Annotated in this window: 22 protein-coding genes; 16 read left to right on the top strand and 6 right to left on the bottom strand. The window is 61.1% G+C overall.

Annotated features, from left to right (window positions below; translation table 11 throughout):
• Positions 1-12: 12 nt before the first annotated feature.
• Together ACJD00_RS08530 and ACJD00_RS08525 are read right to left on the bottom strand one after the other, a co-directional pair.
• Complete coding sequence (locus tag ACJD00_RS08530) at positions 13-408, bottom strand: DUF4870 domain-containing protein (protein WP_309410438.1); 396 nt, start codon at positions 406-408, stop codon at positions 13-15.
• A 113-nt stretch (positions 409-521) separates the two neighbouring features.
• Positions 522-1,373, bottom strand: a complete 852-nt coding sequence (locus ACJD00_RS08525; protein ID WP_418906664.1) for a DUF3097 domain-containing protein — start codon at positions 1,371-1,373, stop codon at positions 522-524.
• A 113-nt stretch (positions 1,374-1,486) separates the two neighbouring features.
• Between ACJD00_RS08525 and hrcA the strand changes: the two genes are divergently transcribed.
• The 3 genes from hrcA to ACJD00_RS08510 are packed head-to-tail and all read left to right on the top strand — an operon-like array spanning position 1,487 to position 4,457.
• Entirely contained in the window at positions 1,487-2,494 is a 1,008-nt protein-coding gene (gene hrcA / locus ACJD00_RS08520; protein WP_418906663.1) for a heat-inducible transcriptional repressor HrcA, read from the top strand.
• 57 nt (positions 2,495-2,551) lie between these two features.
• On the top strand, positions 2,552-3,673 hold the full coding sequence (gene dnaJ / locus ACJD00_RS08515) for a molecular chaperone DnaJ (protein ID WP_418906662.1): 1,122 nt from the start codon (positions 2,552-2,554) through the stop codon (positions 3,671-3,673).
• A 10-nt stretch (positions 3,674-3,683) separates the two neighbouring features.
• Positions 3,684-4,457 (top strand): 16S rRNA (uracil(1498)-N(3))-methyltransferase, encoded by a 774-nt coding sequence (locus ACJD00_RS08510; RefSeq protein WP_418906661.1) that lies wholly within the window; start codon positions 3,684-3,686, stop codon positions 4,455-4,457.
• On the opposite strand, the gene ACJD00_RS08505 is transcribed toward ACJD00_RS08510, so the two are convergent.
• On the bottom strand, positions 4,454-5,395 hold the full coding sequence (locus ACJD00_RS08505) for a GerMN domain-containing protein (RefSeq protein ID WP_418906660.1): 942 nt from the start codon (positions 5,393-5,395) through the stop codon (positions 4,454-4,456). The two genes, ACJD00_RS08510 and ACJD00_RS08505, sit on opposite strands and share 4 nt — an antisense overlap.
• A gap of 255 nt (positions 5,396-5,650) precedes the next feature.
• On the opposite strand from ACJD00_RS08505, the gene ACJD00_RS08500 reads away from it, so the two are divergent.
• From ACJD00_RS08500 to era, 4 genes are read left to right on the top strand one after another with little or no spacing between them, the layout of a single operon-like run.
• Positions 5,651-6,673 carry a PhoH family protein gene (locus ACJD00_RS08500; RefSeq protein WP_418906659.1) on the top strand — a complete coding sequence of 341 codons (1,023 nt, stop codon included), beginning with the start codon at positions 5,651-5,653 and terminating at the stop codon, positions 6,671-6,673.
• Positions 6,670-7,143, top strand: a complete 474-nt coding sequence (ybeY, locus tag ACJD00_RS08495) for an rRNA maturation RNase YbeY (RefSeq protein WP_418906658.1) — start codon at positions 6,670-6,672, stop codon at positions 7,141-7,143. The genes ACJD00_RS08500 and ybeY overlap by 4 nt, the downstream gene beginning before the upstream one ends.
• A 3-nt stretch (positions 7,144-7,146) precedes the next feature.
• A complete protein-coding gene (locus ACJD00_RS08490; RefSeq protein WP_418906657.1) occupies positions 7,147-8,439 on the top strand; it encodes a hemolysin family protein in 1,293 nt (430 codons plus the stop codon).
• Positions 8,429-9,391 carry a GTPase Era gene (era, locus tag ACJD00_RS08485; protein ID WP_418906656.1) on the top strand — a complete coding sequence of 321 codons (963 nt, stop codon included), beginning with the start codon at positions 8,429-8,431 and terminating at the stop codon, positions 9,389-9,391. Before ACJD00_RS08490 ends, era begins: the two co-directional genes overlap by 11 nt.
• An 8-nt stretch (positions 9,392-9,399) precedes the next feature.
• On the opposite strand, the gene ACJD00_RS08480 is transcribed toward era, so the two are convergent.
• Positions 9,400-10,572, bottom strand: a complete 1,173-nt coding sequence (locus ACJD00_RS08480) for an FAD-dependent monooxygenase (RefSeq protein WP_418906655.1) — start codon at positions 10,570-10,572, stop codon at positions 9,400-9,402.
• A 287-nt stretch (positions 10,573-10,859) separates the two neighbouring features.
• Here ACJD00_RS08480 and leuA point away from each other — a divergent pair, with 287 nt between their 5' ends.
• From leuA to ACJD00_RS08465, 3 genes are all read left to right on the top strand, one after another.
• Positions 10,860-12,605, top strand: a complete 1,746-nt coding sequence (gene leuA / locus ACJD00_RS08475) for a 2-isopropylmalate synthase (RefSeq protein WP_418906654.1) — start codon at positions 10,860-10,862, stop codon at positions 12,603-12,605.
• A gap of 97 nt (positions 12,606-12,702) precedes the next feature.
• Positions 12,703-13,452 carry a DNA repair protein RecO gene (gene recO / locus ACJD00_RS08470; protein ID WP_418906653.1) on the top strand — a complete coding sequence of 250 codons (750 nt, stop codon included), beginning with the start codon at positions 12,703-12,705 and terminating at the stop codon, positions 13,450-13,452.
• Complete coding sequence (locus ACJD00_RS08465; RefSeq protein ID WP_418906652.1) at positions 13,449-14,258, top strand: isoprenyl transferase; 810 nt, start codon at positions 13,449-13,451, stop codon at positions 14,256-14,258. Before recO ends, ACJD00_RS08465 begins: the two co-directional genes overlap by 4 nt.
• Here the strand turns inward: ACJD00_RS08465 and ACJD00_RS08460 are convergent.
• Positions 14,255-15,283, bottom strand: coding sequence for an alpha/beta hydrolase (locus tag ACJD00_RS08460; RefSeq protein ID WP_418906651.1), 1,029 nt, complete (start codon positions 15,281-15,283; stop codon positions 14,255-14,257). The two genes, ACJD00_RS08465 and ACJD00_RS08460, sit on opposite strands and share 4 nt — an antisense overlap.
• A gap of 61 nt (positions 15,284-15,344) precedes the next feature.
• Between ACJD00_RS08460 and ACJD00_RS08455 the strand changes: the two genes are divergently transcribed.
• Positions 15,345-16,412: a quinone-dependent dihydroorotate dehydrogenase gene (locus ACJD00_RS08455; RefSeq protein ID WP_418906650.1), complete on the top strand. Its 1,068-nt coding sequence runs from the start codon at positions 15,345-15,347 to the stop codon at positions 16,410-16,412.
• 135 nt (positions 16,413-16,547) lie between these two features.
• On the opposite strand, the gene ACJD00_RS08450 is transcribed toward ACJD00_RS08455, so the two are convergent.
• The gene (locus tag ACJD00_RS08450; protein ID WP_418906649.1) at positions 16,548-17,147 is read right to left on the bottom strand and encodes a DUF3043 domain-containing protein; all 600 of its coding nucleotides are present in this window, start codon (positions 17,145-17,147) and stop codon (positions 16,548-16,550) included.
• Between the two features lie 68 nt (positions 17,148-17,215).
• On the opposite strand from ACJD00_RS08450, the gene ACJD00_RS08445 reads away from it, so the two are divergent.
• The 5 genes from ACJD00_RS08445 (at position 17,216) to ACJD00_RS08425 (ending at position 22,366) form a co-directional block, all read left to right on the top strand.
• A complete protein-coding gene (locus ACJD00_RS08445) occupies positions 17,216-18,625 on the top strand; it encodes a dipeptidase (RefSeq protein ID WP_418906648.1) in 1,410 nt (469 codons plus the stop codon).
• Between the two features lie 134 nt (positions 18,626-18,759).
• Positions 18,760-19,134 (top strand): iron-sulfur cluster assembly accessory protein, encoded by a 375-nt coding sequence (locus ACJD00_RS08440; protein WP_309407135.1) that lies wholly within the window; start codon positions 18,760-18,762, stop codon positions 19,132-19,134.
• Between the two features lie 170 nt (positions 19,135-19,304).
• On the top strand, positions 19,305-20,237 hold the full coding sequence (gene coxB / locus ACJD00_RS08435) for a cytochrome c oxidase subunit II (RefSeq protein ID WP_418906647.1): 933 nt from the start codon (positions 19,305-19,307) through the stop codon (positions 20,235-20,237).
• A gap of 6 nt (positions 20,238-20,243) precedes the next feature.
• Entirely contained in the window at positions 20,244-21,962 is a 1,719-nt protein-coding gene (gene ctaD / locus ACJD00_RS08430) for a cytochrome c oxidase subunit I (RefSeq protein WP_309407139.1), read from the top strand.
• A 2-nt stretch (positions 21,963-21,964) separates the two neighbouring features.
• On the top strand, positions 21,965-22,366 hold the full coding sequence (locus ACJD00_RS08425; protein WP_309407141.1) for a cytochrome c oxidase subunit 4: 402 nt from the start codon (positions 21,965-21,967) through the stop codon (positions 22,364-22,366).
• Positions 22,367-22,419 lie beyond the last annotated feature (53 nt).

Below are 22,419 nucleotides of genomic sequence, written 5' to 3'. Positions count from 1 at the left end.
GTGCCCCTGGCGCTACTTGAGCAACCGAAGGTTCATCGAGTAGCGGTAGGGGCGTCCCTTATTAACCTCGATACCGGCACGTGCGCCCATGAGCGTCATGAAGATCCACAACACCACGGCCAGTACGGCAAAAAGCCAGCCCAGCCCGGGAATCAGGGTTAGTACGTTCAGCGCGATCGCCAGCACGGTCAGAGGCAACGCAAAGTTGAAAGCTTCTTTGGCTTCCTGCGCAGTGAACGGTCCCCGGTCGCGATAGACCGCGAAGATCACCGCGGCCGGAATGCAACCGAGAATCAAGCCGAAGTGGGCGAGCATTGCCCATTGGCGGTCTTCGGAGGGAGTCAACGGCTGAGCCGATGTTTTGGATCCCTCGAAATTCGAACCCTTCGACGGATCCGTCTGGCGCATTGACACTGGCACTTCCTCGCGTTGCTGTTGGTTTCTACGCCTAATTCTACGCAGTGTCGCCGGAGAAATCGGGGATATTGCACCCTATTCTCCATTTACTGGGCGATTGTTAGCTAGTTGTAATCTTCGCTGGTGAGGAAATCGATCAGCTCTTCGACACGACCGAGCAACTGCGGTTCGAGTTGTCCGTAATGGGTGACGGCATTCAAGATTTTCGACCAACCGATGCCGATATCTTCGGCCGTCGCATGCGGCCAGCCGAAGCTGCGCAACACGCCGGTTTTCCAATCCGTGCCTTTGGGGATGACCGGCCACGCCGAAATTCCCAGCGTGGCGGGTTTGATCGCCTGCCAGACATCGACGTACGGGTGGCCGAGAATTTTCACGTTTCCGGCCGCGCCGGGCACCTTGAGCGCCTCTTGGACGATGCGTTGTTCTTTCGTGCCCTCGATCAGGTGATCAACCAGAATGCCCAGACGTCGCTGTGGCGATGGGGCGAACTCGGCGATCGCTCCAGCCAGGTCGTCGACGCCGTGCAGGGGCTCGACAACAATGCCTTCCACGCGCAGGTCATGGCCCCACACCTTTTCGACCAGTTCCGCATCGTGCTTACCCTCGACCCAGATGCGACTGGCGCGGGCGACACGGGCCTTATGCCCGGTGACCGCCACGGAACCGGAGGCAGAGATTTTCTTGCCCGAGCCGGCCGCTGTGCGCGGCTCGATAAGTTCAACCGGTTCGCCCTCGAGCAGAAATCCGAAGCCTGCGGGAAAGGAGCGAGTGCGGCCATGTCGATCTTCAAGCACGATGACGCGCATGCCGCCGGACTTGTCCGTGCGTATGACTTCACCGACCCATCCGCTGTCCACGTCTTCAAGCAGTAGGCCCTTGGCGACGGGCACTTGGCGGAGTTTTCGCGGCTGTGGCGCGCGCAGGTCTTGGGCGCCCCAGGGATAATTGGTCACGAACTGCCTTTCGCTGTGATCGAATACGCGGGAAATCCCATGCTAGCAAGCGTTGAACGTACTAGACTTGGCACTTGAAAGGTTCGAGTGCTAATTCGAGGCGAGGTGGTCCCATGAGTGAGTTGCGTAGGTTGGATGTGCTGCGCGCAATCGTCGAGGACTACGTGCAGTCCCGTGAGCCCGTCGGCTCTAAGGCGCTGTTAGATCGTCATAATCTCGGCGTCTCGGCGGCGACAATCCGCAATGACATGGCGGCCCTGGAAGAGGAGGGGCTGATCGCGGCCCCGCACACCTCTTCGGGGCGTATCCCTACCGAAAAGGGCTATCGGCGTTTCGTGGATCAGATCGAGGAGCTCAAGCCGCTCTCACGACCCGAACGCGACGCCATCAACAAGATTCTCGACGGTTCGCACGATCTCGACGATCTCTTGCGCAGCACCGTGCGCTTGCTCTCACAGTTGACCAATCAGGTCGCGATGATTCAGGTGCCGCATTACGACCTGGCACATTTGAAAAATCTGGAACTGGTGTGGCTGGGTGGATCCCAGGTGCTGATGGTACTTATCACCTCCGACGGCACCGTGGATCAGCGCATGCTGACGGTGGATCGGGTGATTGGTGAAGAAGAGCTCCAACGTTCCAAAATCTGGCTGCTAACCCACTTTGCGGGGCGGCAAATTGCCGACTTGGCACAGGCTGAGTCCGTGCCCGTCCCGGCGGAACTAGACGCGGCTTTTCTCAACGAATTGGTCGACGGTATTTCGGCAATGGCCCTCGCCGCTGGCAAACAGCGTATTGTGATGGCCGGAACCGCGAATTTGGCCCGTTCGGGCAGAGACTTTCCTTTGAGCATTACTCCGGTTCTCGAAGCACTAGAGGAACAGGTTGTATTGCTGAAGCTATTTTCCGAGCTCGAAGCAGATTCACGTGGTGTGGCCGTAGCCATCGGCACCGAGAACCACTACGGCCAGCTACTAGATACCGCGGTCATCGCCACCACCTACAGTAACGATGCCCGCAATAAACTCGGCGTGCTGGGCCCGACGCGCATGAACTATCCCTCGTCGATGGCCGCAGTACGCGCTGTGGCGCGCTATCTTTCGCGTATTTTGACCGGCTAACCCTCGTTGGCCCCTACACTCAACGTATGACCCCTGCAGAAAGGATGCGGCTTCACCGTGAGCACGCACTATGAAACCCTTGGCGTGGCCAAGGACGCGACCGGACAGGAAATCAAGAGCGCGTACCGCAAACTTGCGCGCAAGCTGCACCCGGACGTGAACCCGTCTCAGGATGCCGCTGAGCAGTTCAAGCTGGTAACCCGAGCCTACGAGGTGCTCTCCGATGAGCAGAAGCGCGCCAACTACGACGCGACCGGCGATGAAAACGGCAACGGCCAGCAAGGCTTCGGCGGTGGCGGTTTCGGTGGCTTCGGGGATATCTTCGAGCAGTTCTTCGGAGGTGCCGGTGGCCAGCAGGGCCCGATGTCGCGTACCCAGCCAGGGCGTGACGCGCTGATCACCGTCACCATCGACCTGGAGGACGCGGTCAAGGGCACCGTGTACCCGCTGGAGATGGAATCGGCTGTCACCTGTAAGGTCTGCAACGGCTCCTGCTGCCGCGAAGGCACCAGCCCGGTGACCTGCTCGATCTGCCACGGCGCCGGTCAAGTGCAGCGCCCGGTGCGCTCCTTCTTGGGTCAGATGATGACCGTCGAAACCTGTGCCGCCTGCCGCGGCTACGGCACCACCATCCCGGACCCCTGCGTGGAGTGCAACGGCGAGGGCCGCGTGCGCGAGCATGTGTCCAAGCAACTGAACATTCCGGCCGGTGTGGCCTCGGGTACCCGCATCCAGCTCCGTGGTCAGGGCGAGGCCGGCCCGGGCGGTGGCCCGAACGGCAACCTGTTCGTGGAAATTGACGTGCGTCGCCACAAGATCTTCGAACGCGACCACAACGACCTGCACGCCAAGATGAGCCTGCCGATGACCGCCGCAGCCCTGGGCTGCGAACTGAAGCTGGAAACCTTCGACGGCGAACAGACCGTGAACGTCGAAGCCGGCGCACAGGACGGGGACACCGTCACATTGCCCGGCTTGGGTGTGCCACGGCTTCGCGGCGGCAAGCGCGGCGACATCGTCGTGCACCTGCAGGTGGTGACCCCCACCAAGCTCGACGCCGCCCAGCGCGACCTGCTCGAACAGCTGGCTAAGCTCCGTGGTGAGGAGATGACCGCCGGTCAGGTCGAACAGTCCGGCGGCATGTTTGCCCGCCTGCGCGACAAGCTCCACCAGCGCTAACGGCTAGCCAATGAGTAACCAGAGCTTCACCATCGACCCCGAGCAGGCCAGTGGTGCCTCCGTGGGCGATACCCTTGAGCTCACCGGGGCCGAGGCCCACCACGCGGCCACGGTCAAGCGGGCCGCGCCCGGCGAGCAGCTCGATCTGCTCGACGGGCGCGGTACCCGGCTGACCGTGAGCGTGCTCGAGGTCGGGCGTGAGCTCCTGAGCGTCCGTGTGGAGCAGGTGGAGCGTGAACCTGCACCGGCGATCCCGATTTCGCTGACGCAGGCGCTGGCCAAGTCGGACCGCGACCTGCAGGCAGTCGAAGCCGCCGTCGAATTGGGGATCAGTCAGGTCCAGCCCTGGCAGGCCGAACGCTCCATCGTGCGCTGGAATCAAGCAAAGGCGGCCAAGGGCCAGGCGAAATGGCAGGCTCAGGTCCGCGCCGCGCAGAAACAGTCCCGGCGCACACATGAACCCTCGGTGCAGCCGCTGTGCAACTCGAAGCAACTCGAAGCGCAGATTGCCGAGCACGTGGCGGCCGGTGAGCTGGTGATCGTGTTGCACGAGGCCGAGCAGCGGGCGCTGTCCGAGGTGGTGAGCCAATGGCTCGGTGCCGACACGGAGGGCGGCGCCATCCGACTGATCGTGGGTCCCGAAGGGGGCATCTCGGATGCGGAGATTGAGCGTTTTACCGCCGCCGGAGCCATTCCCGCGTTATTGGGTCAGCATGTGTTGCGTGCCTCGACTGCTGGACCGGCCGCACTGGTGCTGATCCGACACCTACTCGGCGAACTCTAGTCTTCGGATTTGGGGCCGACGGTGAAATCGCTGGTCACCGTCGCGACATGGGCCATGGACCCCTGATTTTGTCCCCACAGGGTCAAGCGGTACCGGCCCTTTTCGAGCCGCTGGCGGATGCTGAAGCTACCGTCATCGGCGATCAGCGCTTGGTCCACCCGGGTCGCCGGGATGATGTTGTGATCCCCGGATGCGGTATCGAGTCGGGTCAGGCTGTAGTGCGTTCCGCCGCTGAAACCGGATGTGCGTCCGTTGATCCGGACATTCCCGGCGGCCTTGACCGAACCGTACTGCGGGTCAATGATCCACAGGGGAGCGGCAAACCTCGGGTCGCGTTCAATGGTGGCCGGTAGCTGGTAGTCGCCAAAAACCGTGGCCTCTGGCTGCCCGTCGACCAGCAGCCGCACCCGCGGTGCCGCCGTTCCGGTGAGCAGGCTCGCGTGGGAGGCGGCGGCCGTGGCCGTGAATACCAGCTGTTGGATGCTACGTTCGGCCAGCCCATCATCGATGCGGGCGGTGAACACCGTGGCGGGCAAATCGAGGGTGATCACATTATCGTGACCGACCGCAACGCCGATTTCAGTGCTGGGTTCCAATAGCGTGTACCAGCGGTCCGTGGCGGGGGCATCATTGAGTAGATAACGCACCGCCTCGGTGACCGGTTCGGCGCTGGCATCACCTTTGACATATTCGCGGTAGAGAAAAACGCCCTGATCGGTGTTCTGCAGCCAGTACACCGGCAGGCTCTGAGCCTTCGTGCCGCTTTCGACCGTATCTTCAGCCACCGGTAGTCCGTTGGCTTGTGCCGGGTCGGCGGTGGGCATCTGCAGTTCCGTGCTGTTTTGGGTGCTAGCGCAGCCGGTCAACGCCACCGCCGCAACCGCTAGGCAGGCAATGCGTTGGCGCATCACGCCTGATTTACGCACCTTGAACTGCACACTTCTCCCATTTCCGTATCATGCCCTCAGCGCGCCCGACTCGCCCTCCGGCGAGCTCGCGCGCCCATTTAGCTTGCCACAAGTTTGCCCGGCAAACGGCCGGAAACCGAGTTTTCTACCGATCCGTAACCAAATCTATACCTAAGCTGGCTACGCCGTGGGCGCAATGGACCCACCGCGATCGGGTACTGGCTAGACTTGAGGTAGGCAGAACCCATTCACCCGATCAGCTCGAAAAGGGGCATCTAGCACTGCATGGACGTTGAACAACCAGCTACGGCCGCACAGGGCGCGTCGCTCAGCATCAGCTTTGACACACCGGAGCATATGGTCGCCACGCTCGGCGCCGGCGACGAGCTCTTGCGCATTCTCACCGGGGTCTACCCGGATGTTGTGTTCCATCCAAATAGCGAATCGTTGACCCTTCGTGGCGAACCCTCGCAGGTACGGCGTGCCCAGCGCGTAGTGGAAGAGGCCCGTTCCCTTGCCTCGCGTGGCACCCGGATGTCCGCCGAGGCCATCGAGCAGATCATCAAGATGCTCGGCGCCGGACGGCAGGATTCTCCGGCCGACGTCCTCGGGTTGAAGATCCTCTCCGGACGCGGACGCTCGATCCGCCCCAAGACGCTGAATCAGAAGTCCTATGTCGATGCCATTGAGGACTCGACGATCACCTTCGGCATTGGGCCGGCCGGTACCGGCAAAACCTTCCTCGCCATGGCCATGGCCGTCTCGGCCCTGCAGGATAAGCAGGTCAATCGGATCATCCTGACCCGTCCGGCGGTCGAAGCGGGGGAGAAGCTCGGCTTTCTGCCTGGCTCCTTGAGCGAGAAGATCGACCCGTACCTGCGTCCGCTCTACGATGCGCTACACGACATGGTTGATCCCGAATCGATTCCGCGGTTGCTCGAAGCCGGCACCATCGAGGTGGCGCCGCTGGCCTATATGCGCGGGCGCACCCTGAACGACGCATTCGTCATTCTCGACGAAGCGCAGAACACCACCAGCGAACAAATGAAAATGTTCCTTACCCGTCTGGGATTCGGTTCGAAAATGGTGGTTACCGGCGACATCACGCAGGTCGACCTGCCCGGTTCGGCCGTGTCCGGTCTGCGTGTGGTCACCGAGGTGCTCGAGGGCATCGACGACATTTCGGTCTGCCGCTTGGATTCCACCGACGTGGTCCGTCATCGGTTGATTGCCGACATCGTCTCGGCATACGACCGTTGGGACAGCACCCGCAAATACAAACACCGCAACGAACGAGGCAGCAAATGAGCATCGACGTTAACAACGAAACCGGCTTCGAAGTTGACCTGCAGGATGTCTCCAAGCTGGCCGACTTCGTGATGCGCCGGATGTTCTTGCACCCGCAAACCGAAGTATCGATCGTCTTCATCGACGAAGAGGCGATGAGCCGCTTGCACGTGGAGTGGATGGACCTCGAGGGGCCGACCGACGTGATGAGCTTCCCCATGGACGAACTACGTCCCGGAACCGAGTCGGCGCCGGGCCTCGACGGGATTCTGGGTGACATCGTGATTTGCCCTACCGTGGCCGAGGAACAGGCACGGCGCGGCGGACACAGCACCGCCGATGAAATCCTGTTGTTGACCACGCACGGCCTGCTGCATCTGATGGGGTTTGATCACGATGAGCCCGAGGAACGTGAGGAGATGTTCACCTTGCAGCGGACCTTGTTGGAGGAGTACCTGGGGCGTCCGGCCCCGAAGGAAACGGTGCAGTAGACGGTGATTTTCATCTTGCTGGCCCTTGCGCTGGCTTTTATCGTCTGTTCTGCGGTGCTCACGGCGGCCGACGCCGCGTTCTACACACTCTCGCGCTCTGCAGCCGAAAAGCTCCGAGCCGACAGTCAGTCTCCGGCCTTGAGCCGGATTTTGGACGATACCGAAACGCACGCGCAGGCCATCCGATTCTGGCGTATTTGGTTCGAGACGGCCTCGGCGGTCGCCGTGGCGTTGCTCTTCTCCCGCTGGATCGAAAACGACTGGCTTACCGGCCTGTTGGCCACCATGGTGATGGCCGGCGTCGGCTTCGTGCTGGTTTCGGTCTCGCCTCGCCGCTACGGGCGCTCCAATGCGCGCACGGTCGTGCGGAGCACCGCGCCGCTGGTGCGGGCCCTGCGGGTCGTGCTCGGGCCGGTCAGCGACTGGCTAGCCTCCATCGGCAAGGCATTGAGCCCGGGCGCAGTCGGCGATGACGAAGGGTATCTGGGCAAAGAACTACTGCGCGATATCGTCGATCGAGCCAGTGAGGGCGAGGGTTTGGACGAGGAGTCGGCCGAGCTGATCTCCTCGGTTATCGATCTTGAAGAAACCCATGTGCGCGCGGTGATGGTGCCACGCACCGACATGGTGGTGTTGACCCCCGAAGATACCGTGGCCACGGCGGTGGAGCTGTTCATCGCCTCCGGCTTTTCACGGATCCCGCTGGTGGGCGAGGACAACGACGATGTACGCGGCATCATCTACCTCAAGGATGTGATCCGCGAGGTCCACGGCCTGCAGGAAAAGATGGAGCTGAGCGAACTGGCCCGCGAGGCTCGCTTCGTTCCGGAGTCGAAGTCCGCTGCCGATCTGCTCCAAGAACTGCAGATGGAATCCATTCACCTGGCGATCGTGATCGACGAGTACGGTGGTACGGCGGGTCTGATCACCATGGAGGACCTGCTCGAGGAGATCGTCGGTGAGATCGACGACGAATACGATCGCGCAAAGTTTGAGATCATAGACAACCCGGATGGTTCCTTCTTTGTGATGGCCGCAACGAATGTGAACGATCTGGCCGAGCATCTGGACATGGAGATCGAGGAAGAAGACGTCGACACCGTCGGCGGCCTGCTCTCCAAGGCGCTGGAATCTGTTCCGGTGCTCGGATCCACTGCAGAGATTTACGGGCTACGGCTTACCGTGGCGACCCTTGCCGGTCGCCGAAACCGCATTGGAAAGATCCATGTAGAGCGGCTTGAGAAGGCCGCCTCCGACGATACGCAGAACGATGAGGACTCAACAGATGAGCGATAACGGAAAATTGCTACCCAGTGGGGGATGGCCGGAAGACTACCGATCGGGGTTCACCTCGTTCGTGGGACGCCCCAATGCCGGCAAGTCCACGCTGACCAACGCGCTCGTAGGCCAAAAGGTCGCAATCACCTCCGCGAAACCGCAAACCACCCGGCACACCATTCGCGGCATCGTGCACCGCGACGACGCCCAGCTGGTGCTGGTCGATACCCCCGGCTTGCACCGCCCCCGCACGCTCCTGGGTCAGCGACTGAACGACCTGGTGGCCGAGACCCTCTCGGAAGTTGATGCGATTGGGTTCTGCATTCCGGCCAATGAGAAGATCGGCCCGGGTGACCGGTTTATCGCCACCCAACTGGCCCAGCTGCAGCGCAAGCCGATTATCGCCATCGTAACCAAGGCAGATCTGGTCGACCGTGAGCAATTGGCCGCCCAGTTGCTGGCCGTGACCGAGCTTGGTAGCCAGAACTTTGGTCCCGAGGGCTTCGCCGCGATCGTCCCGGTCTCGGCGGTGAGCGAATTCCAGGTCAAGGAGGTGGCTGATGTTCTTGTCCAGCAGCTGCCCTTGGGTCCGCCGCTGTACCCGGATGGCGAGCTGACCGACGAGCCGGAGTCCATCATGGTCGCCGAACTGGTGCGCGAGGCCGCCCTGGAGGGTGTGCGTGACGAATTGCCGCACTCGTTGGCTGTGGTGGTTGAGGAAATGCTGCCGCGCGAGGGCCGCAGCGAAAACAACCCCATGCTCGATATCCATGTCTCGCTGTATGTGGAGCGCCCCAGCCAGAAAGCCATTGTCATTGGCCGCGGCGGTTCGCGACTGCGTGAGGTGGGCACCAATGCCCGCAAGGGGATCGAGGCACTCTTGGGCACCAAGGTGTACTTGGATCTGCATGTGAAGGTCGCCAAGGACTGGCAGCGCGATCCGAAGCAGCTAGGACGCTTGGGCTTCTAAGCTTGTAGCTATTTCGCTAATCGCGCCACAATCTGCCGGGCCACGATCTTTTCAAGGACCGGCAGATTTGTCGCTTTAAGAATCATCCGGCGTTGCAACTGCTGCCATCGGTTACGCGGCAAGAAACTGCGTGCCGCCCGACGTCCGGAAGCCTGCGCCTGCCGAATCACCGGCAACCAGCTCGTAGCAAATCCAGCCACGGCCGCTGGCACCCGGTCGGGGTCGCTGAGCTGGCCAAGTTCGTCGCCCAGACGTGCTGCACCGGCTATCGCCAGCGAGGCACCCTGCCCGGCCAGTAGGGAGACGGCACCTCCGGCATCGCCGAGCAAGAGCGTGCGACCGGCGAAAATCCGGGGCATCAGGATCTGTGCCACCGCATCGTCATAGGGGCGCTCCGGGCATAGCTCAAGGAGGCGATCAACCTCCCGCCCCAAACCGTCGAACTGCTCGCGAAGGACCTGCCGGGTGGGTTTCCCGCGATCCTGGGCCCGCGGGCGATAGACCAGAAAAACCGCCACCCGACCGTCGCTCAGGGCGTAGTAGCCGGCGCTGCGCCCCACGCTGTCGGTGAGCATAAAAGTATCGCGGATCCTGGCGTTCAGTTCGGGATCGGTCACGATATAGGCTGCCGCCCGCATCCCCAGATCAAGGAAATATGTGCTGTCGGGCCCGAATACTTCGCGGCGTACCGTCGAATGCAGCCCGTCGGCACCGATGAGCACGTCACCACGAAAGGTCCCGGACTGCCCTGCACAGTGCAAGGCGACACCGACCTGCGCGTTGTCGACACTCTGTACCGTGCACCCGTAGTGCAGGCTGATTCGCCCCGCTGGCACATCCGCGAGGGCCTGGCGAGCCACGGCCTCTAGATCTGGGCGCATCAGGCTGAAGACTTTCCCTCCCGCCAGGAGCTGGAAGGAACGGTAGTTGAGTCGCCCGGTTTCCTTGCCCGCGGGATCCACATAGCATGCGGCGTCCACATCATAGGCGGCCTCCCGCATGCGCCCGGCCAGACCGATACGCTCGGCGGCCAGCACTCCGGGACCAAAGAAATCCATCATGTAGCCCTCGGACCGAGGGCCGCCGCTGCGTTCGAGCACCGTAACTTGCCAGCCGGCCAGACCGAGCTGGCGGGCGGCGACCAATCCCGCAATTCCTGCACCTGCAATGAGCACTCGCATCTCGACCCTCCACGCGCGATATTGCTCCAGCGTGAACCGTGGCGTGCTCGCTGTCCAGACCCGCAACCGCGATCAGCGTGTCCACAATGTGACACGATCGCGCAATAAGTTCCGTGCTGAAGAATTTACAGCGATATGCTTACCACGTGCATTTGACGCTACTACTCCTACTTAGCCGCTGCGAGGATCCAACGGACCGTTAGTGGTTCCTGGCCAAGCCCTCGTTGCGGAGTAGTTCTTATCTGGCCCCATTTCATCGTGATTTCTACGCCCCGGGGAGAGTAACCATGCAGCACGTGCAAAAGCCTTCGAAAATGCCTATCCACAAGTACGTCCCGTTTCAGGACCAGATCCAGGTAAATCTGCCGGATCGCACCTGGCCGGACAAGTACATCACCAAGGCTCCGCGCTGGTGCGCCGTCGATCTGCGCGACGGCAATCAGGCACTGATCGACCCCATGAGCCCGGAACGCAAGCACAAGATGTTCGACCTGTTGGTGCAGATGGGGTACAAGGAAATCGAAGTTGGATTCCCTTCGGCCTCGCAGACCGACTTCGACTTTGTGCGTCAGCTCATCGAGCAGAACCGCATTCCGGATGATGTAACCATCCAGGTGCTCACCCAGTCCCGCGAGCACCTGATCGAGCGCACCTTCCAGGCGCTCGAAGGGGCCAAGCAGGCCATCGTGCACCTGTACAACTCGACCTCGATCCTGCAGCGTGAAGTGGTCTTCCGCCAGGATGAGGACGGCATCGTGGACATCGCCCTGCAGGGCGCCCGCTTGTGCAAGAAGTACGAGGAGCAGCTGACCGGCACGCGGATCACCTACGAGTACTCCCCGGAGTCCTTCACCGGTACCGAACTGGAATTCGCCAAGCGCATCTGCGACGAGGTTGCCGAGGTCTTGGAAGCCAGCGTCGAGCGTAAGGTGATCTTGAACCTGCCAGCCACCGTGGAAATGGCGACTCCGAACGTGTACGCCGATTCCATCGAGTGGATGCACCGGAATTTGGCGAATCGTGAATCGATCATCCTCTCGCTGCACCCACATAACGACCGTGGCACCGGTGTGGCCGCCGCGGAGCTGGGCTACCTGGCCGGCGCCGACCGTATCGAGGGGTGCCTGTTTGGCAACGGGGAGCGCACCGGTAACGTAGACCTGATCACGTTGGGGATGAACCTCTTCGGGCAGGGGATCGACCCGGAGATCGACTTCTCCGATATGGACCACATCCGCCGCACGGTCGAATACTGCAACCAGTTGCCGGTACCGGAGCGTAGCCCCTACGGTGGCGACCTCGTCTTCACCGCGTTCTCCGGTTCGCACCAGGACGCCATCAAGAAGGGCCTGGAGGCCATGGAGGCCAAGGCCTCGGCCCAAGGCAAGGATATTAACGAGATCACCTGGGCGGTACCGTACCTGCCGGTGGACCCGAAGGATATTGGGCGCAGCTACGAGGCCGTCATCCGCGTGAATTCGCAGTCCGGCAAGGGCGGCGTGGCCTACCTGTTGAAGAACGACTACTCCTTGGATCTGCCCCGTCGTGCGCAGATCGAATTCTCCGGGGTCATCCAGCGCAAGACCGATTCCGAAGGCGGCGAGGTTTCCTCGGCCACCATTTGGAACGTTTTCCAGGATGAGTACCTGCCGTCGGCCGAGGGCTCGGAGATGGAGCCATGGGGCTACTACCGGATCGCCTCGGCGACCGCGGAGTCCAGCGAGGATGGCAGCTTCACGCTGCACACCAAACTGCTCATCGACGGTGTGGCCCACGAGCGTTCCAGCACCGGCAACGGCCCGATTTCGGCGCTGGTGAAGCTGCTCAATGATGATGGTGTGGACCTGCGCGTGCTGGACTACACGGAGCATGCGCTCAGCGAAGGCGGGAACGCTCAGGCGGCCGCGTACGTCGAGTGCGCCGTTGGCGACCGCATTCTGTGGGGTGTCGGCTTGGACGCCAACACCACCTTGGCCTCGCTGAAGGCCGTCGTTTCGGCCGTGAACCGCGCGATTCGCGACGCCGCCGAATAAGACTTTGGCGCACTGACCCGCTGCCGCTACGCCACTGATGGTGGGATAGCGGCAGCGGGTTTTTTCGTGGACGGCTTTCGGTGGGAGAATAGGGCCTGTGTCCAGATCAGGTTTTGCCGCGCGCAGCTACCGTACCCGCGGGATTGTGCTGCGTACCCATAAATTGGGGGAGGCCGACCGCATCATCACGCTGATGACTCCCGATGGGATGGTGCGTGCCGTCGCAAAGGGTGTTCGGCGTACCACCTCGCGGCTTGGGGCTACCCTCGAACCATTTATGGAAGTGGACGCACAGATCGTCATAGGCCGCACGCTACACACGATTTCACAGGCCCAGCTACGCCACCCCTACGGCCAACGTTTGGTCGCGGACTATGCCAGTTACACGGTGGCACACGCAATGGCGGAAACCGCCGAACGTCTCGCCGAGGCCGACTCGGACTCGACGGCGGCACAGTATCGGCTCCTGCACGGAGCCATCGCGTTATTGGCCCGGCACGAGGTGCGCCCCGGTGCGGTGCTGGATTCCTATATTTTGCGGGCGCTGGCCATTGCCGGATGGGCTCCGAGCTTTACCGACTGTGTTCGCTGTGGCGCGCAGGGCCCCCATCAGGCGATTAATATCCCGCTGGGCGGTGTGGTGTGCGCTAACTGCCGCCCGGCCGGGTCGCTCTCGCCGCATCCGGTCACGGTCGCCTACCTGCAGGCCCTACTCACCGGAGACTGGGCCGCGGTCGCACAGGCCGGCCCCCGAGCCATCGATCAGGCCGCCGAAATTGTGGCCAATTATCTGCAGTGGCACCTAGAACGTGCCGTGAAGTCGCTACGTCATGTGGAGAGAACGTGAAGAAACTTGCCCCGATCACCGGCCAACGCGGACCGGTGAAACCCTTTGCTCATCCCGAGCAGCTGCAGGCGCCGCAGATTCCCGCAGAATTGGTGCCCGAACATGTGGCGATCGTGATGGACGGCAACGGTCGATGGGCGAATCAACGGGGGTTGCCGCGGACCGAGGGACACCGGGCCGGCGAGGCTGCGCTTCTGGATGTGCTCGCAGGCGCCGTGGAACTGGGGATCAAATACGTTTCCGTTTACGCGTTCTCCACCGAAAACTGGAAGCGGAGCCCGGATGAGGTGCGATTCCTCATGGGCTTTTCGCGGGATGTGTTACGCCGCCAACGTGACACGTTGAACTCCTGGGGAGTACGGATCCGATGGTCGGGACGCGAACCGCGATTGTGGAAGTCGGTTATTCGGGAACTGAAGGTGGCCGAAGAACTGACCAAAGACAATCTCGGATGCCAGTTGACCATGTGCGTGAACTATGGCGGGCGCGCCGAAATCGCTGACGCGATGGGACTCATCGCCCAAGACGTTGCCGCTGGCCGGCTCAAGGCCTCAGCGGTCTCCGAGAAAACCATTGCCAAATACCTTCACGCGCCCGAGCTTCCGGACGTGGACCTATTCATGCGTACCTCGGGGGAGCAACGCACCAGCAACTTCTTGCTCTGGCAGTCGGCCTACGCCGAATTCGTGTTCCTCGACGAGCTGTGGCCAGATGTCGATCGCGGCACCTTGTACAAAGCCGTGGAACAGTATGCGCAGCGTGATCGCCGCTACGGGGGAGCCGTGGATAAGGTCGTGAAGGCCTAGCCCAGGGCCATCGGCAACCAGCGACCCAAGCTTCGGTACGCTTCGGCGCGCGGCGCGGGCGCCGACGCGAATACATCGTGCATGGCCGATTCAATGGTGCACAGCGTAACCAGCGAACCTAGTTGCAGGGCGCGGGCGCGCGTCTGCACCGCATCAATCACCGAGTCGGTGGATTGAATGTCGGATGCATATTGAAGAGAAAAGTGCGTCCGTTTACTGGTGGCCACAAAAATTGGCAGCTCCAAGGCCAAACCCTTGGCGATCACTGCGTGCCCTTCAAGCACCGTACTGAGCCATCCAGCGGTGGCCGGGAACGCTTTCATCGGGCGCCACACGCGGTGCAGGTCCCACCAGCCTTCACCCTCGGCACTCATGGACCGCCAATAGGTATCGACTTCGGGTAGCCGCAGTTTGCGCCTTGGGTTTCCGCGAGCCATCGCCTCGAGCAGCCCCTTCATCGGGGCGCGCAAGAACGCGGTGCCCTGAAATTCTAGCCAGGGCGAATTCAGGACCAGCCCGGCGGCACTGCGGCCGGTGCGCGCCAGCCAGAGGCACAAGACCAATCCGCCCAGTGAATGCCCATGGAGCACGAGCGGCAGTCCTGGATGCTCCGCCTCGATGATCTCCAATACGGCGGCCAGTTCCTCGTCATAGATGCTGAGGTCACTGACGAATCCGGGAAGTTCGTGCTCCACCCGAAGGCTGCGCCCAAAACGACGCAGATCCAAGGCATAGAACGCCACATGCTGCCCGGCGTAGAAGTGCGCCAGCTCGGGATTGTAAAAATAGTCGCTCCACCCGTGCACACTGAGCACGACGGCACGCGGGCGATCGAGCAGTCGCTTGAAACCGGTGCGGCGGTAGCGTACCAGGGTCGCCAGCGTGGGCGCATCGCCATCGTCACGCAACGGAAGGGTCGTATAGCTAAAGCCGTCACCTAGCGGATCATCGACCCACTGCCCGGGGTCAGTTGATTTCGCAAAGTCCTGCCACTGGCTGGTGGGTGATGCGCTGACATGCCTCATACCGTGTAGCCTAGCCGTCGCGAGTTTGTCTGGATGCGTTGCGGCACGGAAAATAGAAGTCATGCGCATCTACCCACTGGTTTTTAAGCACCTGTTCACCAAGATGGACCCGGAACAGGCACACCACCTGGCCTTCAACGCCATCAAAATCGCCCAGCGGGTGGGCCTGACCAAGGCGGCACGATCTTTCTTCGCCCCGGACCCCTCGCTGCGCCGCACGGTGCTCGGCATTGATTTCCCCTCACCCTTCGGTTTGGCTGCCGGCTTCGATAAGGGAGCGACCGGAATCGAGGCACTAAGCGATCTTGGCTTCGGTCACATTGAAATCGGAACCATCACCGGGCAGAGCCAGCCGGGCAACGAGCGTCCCCGCTTGTTCCGTCTGGTCGAGGACCGTGCGGTCATCAACCGGATGGGCTTCAACAACGACGGGGCACAAGAAGTTTCGGCCCGCGTGGCCGCGGCACGCGCTCGACTGGCCAAGGAGTATGACAGGGTGCGTCCCGTCGTCGGTGTCAACATTGGCAAAACCAAGGTGGTCGAGCTTGAAGATGCGGTGGGGGATTACCTGACCTCGACCCGTTACTTGGCGATCCACGCCGACTACCTCGTGGTTAACGTCTCCAGCCCGAATACCCCGGGACTTCGCCTGCTGCAGAGTGTTGAATCCCTGCGCCCGCTGCTGAGTGAAGTTGGGGCCCTCGCCGATGAAGTAGCCGGCCGACATGTGCCACTGCTGGTGAAAATCGCGCCGGATCTCAGTGATGACGACGTCGCTGAGGTGGCGGCCTTGGCCACCGACCTGAAGCTCGATGGCATCATTTGCACCAACACCACCATCGGCCGCGAGAACCTGCAAAGCGACAGCGCCAAGGTTGAGGAGATTGGTGCTGGCGGGCTATCCGGTGCACCACTCAAGGAGCGCTCGCTGCAGGTGCTACGCCAGGTTCGCCAGTTGGTTCCGGAAGAAATGGCCATCATTTCGGTGGGCGGCGTAGAAACCGCCGCGGACGTGAAGGAGCGCCTGGAGGCGGGCGCCGATCTGGTGCAGGGCTACACCGCGTTCTTATACGAAGGGCCCTTCTGGGCCCGCACGATCAACCGCGAGCTGGCAGAACTTTTGAAGTAGTATCCCGCTCTACAAAACAGGGGCCTTGTTGTTGACTCAACAAGGCCCCTATTTTGTATCCACGCGTACAAGCTGAACGTTGGGTAAAGCAAAGGGGCGGCCACAAGGCCGCCCCTTTTGCTTGCGAGAAGCAGATTAAGACTCGAAAGATTCGCCGCGCTTGACCTGAGGCTTTGGCAGACGCAGCTTGCGGAACTGCATGGCACGCATCGCGGCGTACATCCGCACCCCGCGATCCAGCGATCCGTACTTCGCGACCAGACGCTTCTTGAGCATGATCGTGGTGACGATCAGTTCAAGGATCACAATGGCCAACACGATCCACAGGGCAAATTGGATATTGACCTGAACGACGAGGTTATTACCGAAGATCAACGAGGCAATAAGGAACCCGAAGATCAAGAACATCATGAATTCGCTGAACATCCAGCGAGAGTCGACGAAATTACGGGCATAGCGCTTCTGTGGACCCTGATCACGCGGCAACAGGTAGCGCTCGTCACCGGTCTCATTAGCTAAACGCAGGCGCTCCTGAGCCTCCATACGCCGCTTACGCTCCTGCTCCTTGGCGAGCTTGCGGTCCGTGGGCACCAGCGGACGCTGACGTTGCGACTGCTGAGCGCTTCGTTTCGGCGTCGGACCGGACTTACGTCCGTCACCAGCCGTGGGATCTACGGGCTGAGTCGGCTCGGCACTTGCCTGCGACTGGGGATCTTCCTTTTTACGACCAAACACCCCACCATCCTACCGGCACCTGTGGGCTATTTCGCATCGAAGGCATTGTCCATTGCTAGGCTAAAGCTATGACTAATTTCTCTACCGTCGATGCCACCACCCATGGCATCGATCTCGAAGCCTTGCGGGTCCAGGTCGATCAATCCTTTACCGGCATCGTCGATGAATTACGCCACCTCGTCTCGATCCCAGCCATTGCGTGGGAATCTTTCGACCCGGAAAACCTCGAACGTAGCGCCCAGGCTGTGGCCCAACTGGCCGAAACAGCAGGCATGGACAGCATTGAAATTCTGCGCGAACCTACCGATAGCGGAAGCCTCGGTAGCCCGGCCGTCGTAGCCCGCCGCGCGGCCCAGCCGGGCAAACCTACGGTGTTGCTTTACGCGCATCACGATGTGCAGCCCCCGGGCAACGAAGCCGACTGGAACACCCCGGTTTTCGAAGCCACCGAAATCAACGGGCGCCTCTATGGTCGCGGCGCGGCCGACGACAAGGCCGGGATCATGGTGCATGTGGCGGCCATGCGCGCCGTATTGAGCCTGTGCGAGGACTTCGGCGTCGGCGTCACCTACTTCATCGAGGGGGAGGAGGAGGCCGGGTCGCCATCGTTCCGCAACTTCCTCGAAGCCCATCAGGATAAGCTCAAGGCCGATCTGATTATCGTGGCCGACTCGTCGAACTGGGCCGTGGGAACTCCGGCATTGACCTCCTCGCTTCGTGGCATGGCGGCCGCGGAGATCACCGTGCGCTCCATGAGCCACGCGGTGCATTCGGGCATGTTTGGTGGCCCGGTATTGGACGCACCGCTACTGGCAGCGAAATTGATCAGCAGCTTCCATGACGAGAAGGGCAATGTGGCCGTGGCCGGCCTACATTCTTTCGAGTCCGCTGAGGTCGATTTCGCCGAAGAAGATTTCCGCCGGGATAGCGGCATCCTAGATTCCGTGGAGCTTGCCGGTGAAGGCAAGCTCACCGATCGCCTCTGGCACAAGCCGGCACTGAGCGTTATCGGCCTCGACATGCCCGCCGTCGCGCAATCTTCGAACACCCTGATTCCGCAGGTTCGCTTCAAGGTATCGATGCGACTGGCCCCGGGCCAGGACCCACGCAAGGCGCTTGAAGCACTCGAAGCGCATGTGCGCAGCGTGGACCTGCGCGGGGCCGAAGTTGGCTTTGAAGGCACCGAGGCCGGCAGCGCCTACCAGGCCGCCGAAGGCACCAAGTCAACGCAGATCGCGCAGTGGGCTCTGGCGAACGCGTGGGGCTGCGAGCCGGTCAACATGGGACTGGGCGGTTCGATTCCTTTCATCGCCGATCTCTCCGAGGTCTTCCCGGAGGCGCAAATCTTGGTGACCGGCGTGGAAGATCCGGACTCGCGTGCGCACTCCGCGAATGAATCACTGCACCTAGGCGACTTCAAAAATGCCATCATCGCCGAAGCCCTTCTGTTGGCGCGCATCAACGCCGAAGGACTATGACTCGCGTCATATAACGGAACTCGCTCTGCCCAGATGGGAAGCATGGCCCGTAGGATAGAAGGAAGAAAATGTTCGGTCCCGGCGTTACACCGACCAAGGACTCGAATCAGCATAAGCAGTATGGGAGGAAAATCATGACTGCAGCAGCCAATGACGTGAAGGGCGACCCAACCGAGTTGCCAAGCCACGATGTGAAGCTCAGTGACGTTGCCGCGGAAAAGGTACGCTCGTTGCTCGAGCAGGAGGGCCGCGACGATCTACGCCTTCGCATCGCCGTGCAGCCAGGTGGCTGCTCCGGTCTGATCTACCAGCTGTACTTCGATGAGCGTGTGCTCGACGGTGACGCCGTCCGTGACTTCGACGGGGTCGAGGTCATCGTGGACAAGATGAGCGTTCCTTACCTGGCCGGCGCCTCCATCGATTTTGAGGACACCATCGCCAAGCAGGGCTTCACCATCGATAACCCAAGTGCTTCGGGCTCATGCGCTTGCGGTGACTCCTTCCACTAAAGGCCGCGGGAACTAACACCGCTGCTCGACCGTTGATGAAAAATCTCGGTCGGGCAGCGGTGTTTTTCTGCATTCTGGGCCCCAAGAGGGTAAGCTCTACATTAAGTAGTAAAACTATGTTTCGCTTCGTGAGCCACCTCACCGTGCAACCTGTAAATGCGGGGTGACTTATGAAGACCACATTCTGCACCAACAAAGAGGAAGGGCCGTCTGTGAGTTCGCAAGACCGAACCGGCAGTCGCGGGTCTGCTAAAGCCAAAGTCCTGGCTTTGGTTGGCACCGGCGCATTGCTGTTGACGGGATGTTCAGCGGAGGCTAAACGGGGTTGGCTCCCAAACGTGGAGCGTGACACCACCAACCACACCGGTGCGATTCAGGATTTCTGGACGCACTCGTGGCTCGCCGTGATTATCATCGGTATTTTGACTTGGGGCCTGATGCTGTGGTGCATCGTCGCCTACCGCCGTCGCAAGTCCGACACTGGTTACCCGCGTCAGATGAGCTACAACCTGCCATTGGAGATCTTCTACACCGCCGTTCCTTTGGTGATGGTGTTGGTCTTCTTTAGCTTTAACAACAACCTCGAAAAGGAAATCAACACCAAGGTTGATTCCGAGCTTGTTGTCGACGTTCGAGCCAAGCAGTGGTCCTGGGACTTCAACTATGACTACCAGGGTCAGCAGAAGTACTTCGCCGGTGAGCAGGCTCACCTGAACAAGGACGGCTCCGAAGGCGCGCGCGATTCGCTTCCGACCCTCTACCTGCCGGCAGGTAAGAGCGTTGAATTGCAGCTGAACAGCCGCGACGTCATCCACTCGTTCTGGGTACCAGCCTTCCTGCAGAAGCTGGATATGATCCCAGGTCGCACCAACCACATCTACCTGACTCCTCAGGTTGAGGGCACCTACGACGGCAAGTGCGCCGAGCTGTGCGGTGAATACCACTCCGAGATGCTCTTCAACGTCAAGGTTGTCGACGAGGCCGAGTTCAAGGCCCAGCTCGCCAAGCTCGACGATGGACACCTCGGCGAGGAGTACGACCGCAAGCCGAACAAGGTGAACTCCACCGCCGGAGAAAACGGCGCTCACGGGGAAGGGGAGTAATCGATTATGACGACGTTTGAATACGCTACAGACGACGCTCGTGCGATCGCACCATCCGTGGTTCCGAAGTCCAAGGGTCGCCTCTTCGTCGACTACATCACTTCGACCGACCACAAGAAGATCGGGTACATGTACCTGGTCATGTCGTTCCTCTTCTTCTGCATCGGTGGCGTTATGGCGCTGTTGATCCGTGCAGAGTTGTTCGAACCAGGTATGCAGATCCTGCAGACCAAGGAACAGTACAACCAGCTGTTCACGATGCACGGCACCGTGATGCTGCTGATGTTCGCAACCCCGCTGTTCGCCGGTTTCGCTAACGTGATGATGCCGCTGCAGATCGGCTCGCCCGATGTGGCCTTCCCGCGACTGAACGCACTGGCCTTCTGGTTCTTCTCCTTCGGTTCGACCATCGCCGTGGCCGGCTACCTCACCCCGCAGGGTGCAGCTAGCTTCGGTTGGTTCGCCTACGCACCGCTGTCGAACACCACGTTCTCCCCGGGTATCGGTGGCGACCTGTGGGTCTTCGGTCTGGGCCTATCGGGCTTCGGTACCATCCTTGGTGCGGTCAACTTCATCACCACGATCATCTGCTTGCGCGCACCGGGTATGACCATGTGGCGCATGTCGATCTTCTCTTGGAACACCCTGATCACCTCGATCCTGGTGCTCATGGCCTTCCCGCCGCTGGCAGCCGCACTGTTCGCCCTGGGCGCGGACCGTCGCTTCGGCGCACACATCTTCGACCCCGATAACGGTGGCGCCGTCTTGTGGCAGCACCTGTTCTGGTTCTTCGGTCACCCCGAGGTGTACATCATCGCCCTGCCGTTCTTCGGTATCGTCTCCGAGATCTTCCCGGTCTTCAGCCGCAAGCCGATCTTCGGTTACAAGGGTCTGGTCTTCGCAACGATCGCGATTGCCGCACTGTCCGCCTCCGTGTGGGCTCACCACATGTACGTGACCGGCGCCGTCATGCTTCCGTTCTTCGGCTTCATGACCATGCTGATCGCGGTTCCGACCGGTGTGAAGTTCTTCAACTGGATCGGTACCCTGTGGCGCGGTTCGATTACCTTCGAAACCCCGATGCTCTGGAGTATTGGCTTCATGATCACCTTCCTCTTCGGTGGTCTGACCGGTATTATCCTCTCGGCTCCGGCACTTGACTTCCATGTCTCCGACTCCTACTTCGTGGTTGCTCACTTCCACTACGTGGTCTTCGGTACCGTGGTCTTCGCAATGTTCGCTGGCTTCTACTTCTGGTGGCCCAAGTGGACCGGCCGGATGCTCAACGAGCGCCTGGGCAAGATCCACTTCTGGTTGCTGTTCATCGGCTTCCACGGCACCTTCCTGATCCAGCACTGGCTGGGCGTTATGGGTATGCCACGTCGTTACGCCGACTACATGCCGGAAGATGGCTTCACCACCATGAACCAGGTATCGACCGTCTTCGCCTTCATCCTGGGCATGTCGCTGATTCCGTTCTTCTGGAACGTTTGGATCACCGCACGTAGCGCCAAGAAGGTTGAAGTTGACGATCCGTGGGGCTTCGGTGCTTCGCTGGAGTGGGCAACTTCTTGCCCGCCGCCACGCCACAACTTCCACTCGATTCCGCGTATTCGTTCCGAGCGCCCTGCGCTGGATCTGCACCACCCGGAATTGTCTGGCCGCGCAACCCCATCCGCACCGGCCGCCAAGATCTTTGGCCCGGCTGATCAGAAGGACGTGTAACGGTGAAAATCGAATCCTGGATCTTCTTGGGTGGAGTCTTCTTCTTCGCACCGGTAGCGGTCGTGTATGGCTACATGACCAACTGGAGCGAGTGGGTTGGCGTACTGGCCCTGCTGATGCTGGTGGGCCTGTCCGCCATGGTTGGTTGGTACCTGCTGTTCACCGCTAAGCGCGTTGGTGCTCGTCCCGAGGACCGCCTCGATGGCGAAATCCACGAGAACGCCGGCGAGATTGGCATGTTCTCCCCGTGGAGCTGGTGGCCGCTGGTGTTGGCCGCAGCCGCTGCGATCTCCTTCCTCGGCCTGGCCGTGGGTTGGTGGGTCTTCTACATCGGCGCTGGCCTGGCCATCGTCGGTGTGACCGGCTGGGTCTACGAGTACAGCCGTGGCGATCACGCCCACTAAGTAAATTCCGGTAACGGGGTGGCAAGATAGTTCTTGCCACCCCGTTTCGGCAT

The sequence above is a fragment of the Glutamicibacter endophyticus genome, assembly GCF_048457885.1.
GTDB classification, from domain to species: Bacteria; Actinomycetota; Actinomycetes; order Actinomycetales; family Micrococcaceae; genus Glutamicibacter; species Glutamicibacter endophyticus.
The sequence above is the reverse complement of the archived record's forward strand: the minus strand, read 5'-3'. Positions and strand labels throughout refer to the sequence as shown.

Bases quoted from the DNA above. Each gene is read 5' to 3' on its own strand.
- ACJD00_RS08530 (WP_309410438.1), bottom strand. From the start codon at position 408: ATGCGCCAGACGGATCCGTCGAAGGGTTCGAATTTCGAGGGATCCAAA.
- hrcA (WP_418906663.1), top strand. From the start codon at position 1,487: ATGAGTGAGTTGCGTAGGTTGGATGTGCTGCGCGCAATCGTCGAGGAC.
- ACJD00_RS08510 (WP_418906661.1), top strand. From the start codon at position 3,684: ATGAGTAACCAGAGCTTCACCATCGACCCCGAGCAGGCCAGTGGTGCC.
- ACJD00_RS08500 (WP_418906659.1), top strand. From the start codon at position 5,651: ATGGACGTTGAACAACCAGCTACGGCCGCACAGGGCGCGTCGCTCAGC.
- ybeY (WP_418906658.1), top strand. From the start codon at position 6,670: ATGAGCATCGACGTTAACAACGAAACCGGCTTCGAAGTTGACCTGCAG.
- era (WP_418906656.1), top strand. From the start codon at position 8,429: ATGAGCGATAACGGAAAATTGCTACCCAGTGGGGGATGGCCGGAAGAC.
- ACJD00_RS08480 (WP_418906655.1), bottom strand. From the start codon at position 10,572: ATGCGAGTGCTCATTGCAGGTGCAGGAATTGCGGGATTGGTCGCCGCC.
- leuA (WP_418906654.1), top strand. From the start codon at position 10,860: ATGCAGCACGTGCAAAAGCCTTCGAAAATGCCTATCCACAAGTACGTC.
- ACJD00_RS08460 (WP_418906651.1), bottom strand. From the start codon at position 15,283: ATGAGGCATGTCAGCGCATCACCCACCAGCCAGTGGCAGGACTTTGCG.
- ACJD00_RS08455 (WP_418906650.1), top strand. From the start codon at position 15,345: ATGCGCATCTACCCACTGGTTTTTAAGCACCTGTTCACCAAGATGGAC.
- ACJD00_RS08445 (WP_418906648.1), top strand. From the start codon at position 17,216: ATGACTAATTTCTCTACCGTCGATGCCACCACCCATGGCATCGATCTC.
- ACJD00_RS08440 (WP_309407135.1), top strand. From the start codon at position 18,760: ATGACTGCAGCAGCCAATGACGTGAAGGGCGACCCAACCGAGTTGCCA.
- coxB (WP_418906647.1), top strand. From the start codon at position 19,305: ATGAAGACCACATTCTGCACCAACAAAGAGGAAGGGCCGTCTGTGAGT.
- ctaD (WP_309407139.1), top strand. From the start codon at position 20,244: ATGACGACGTTTGAATACGCTACAGACGACGCTCGTGCGATCGCACCA.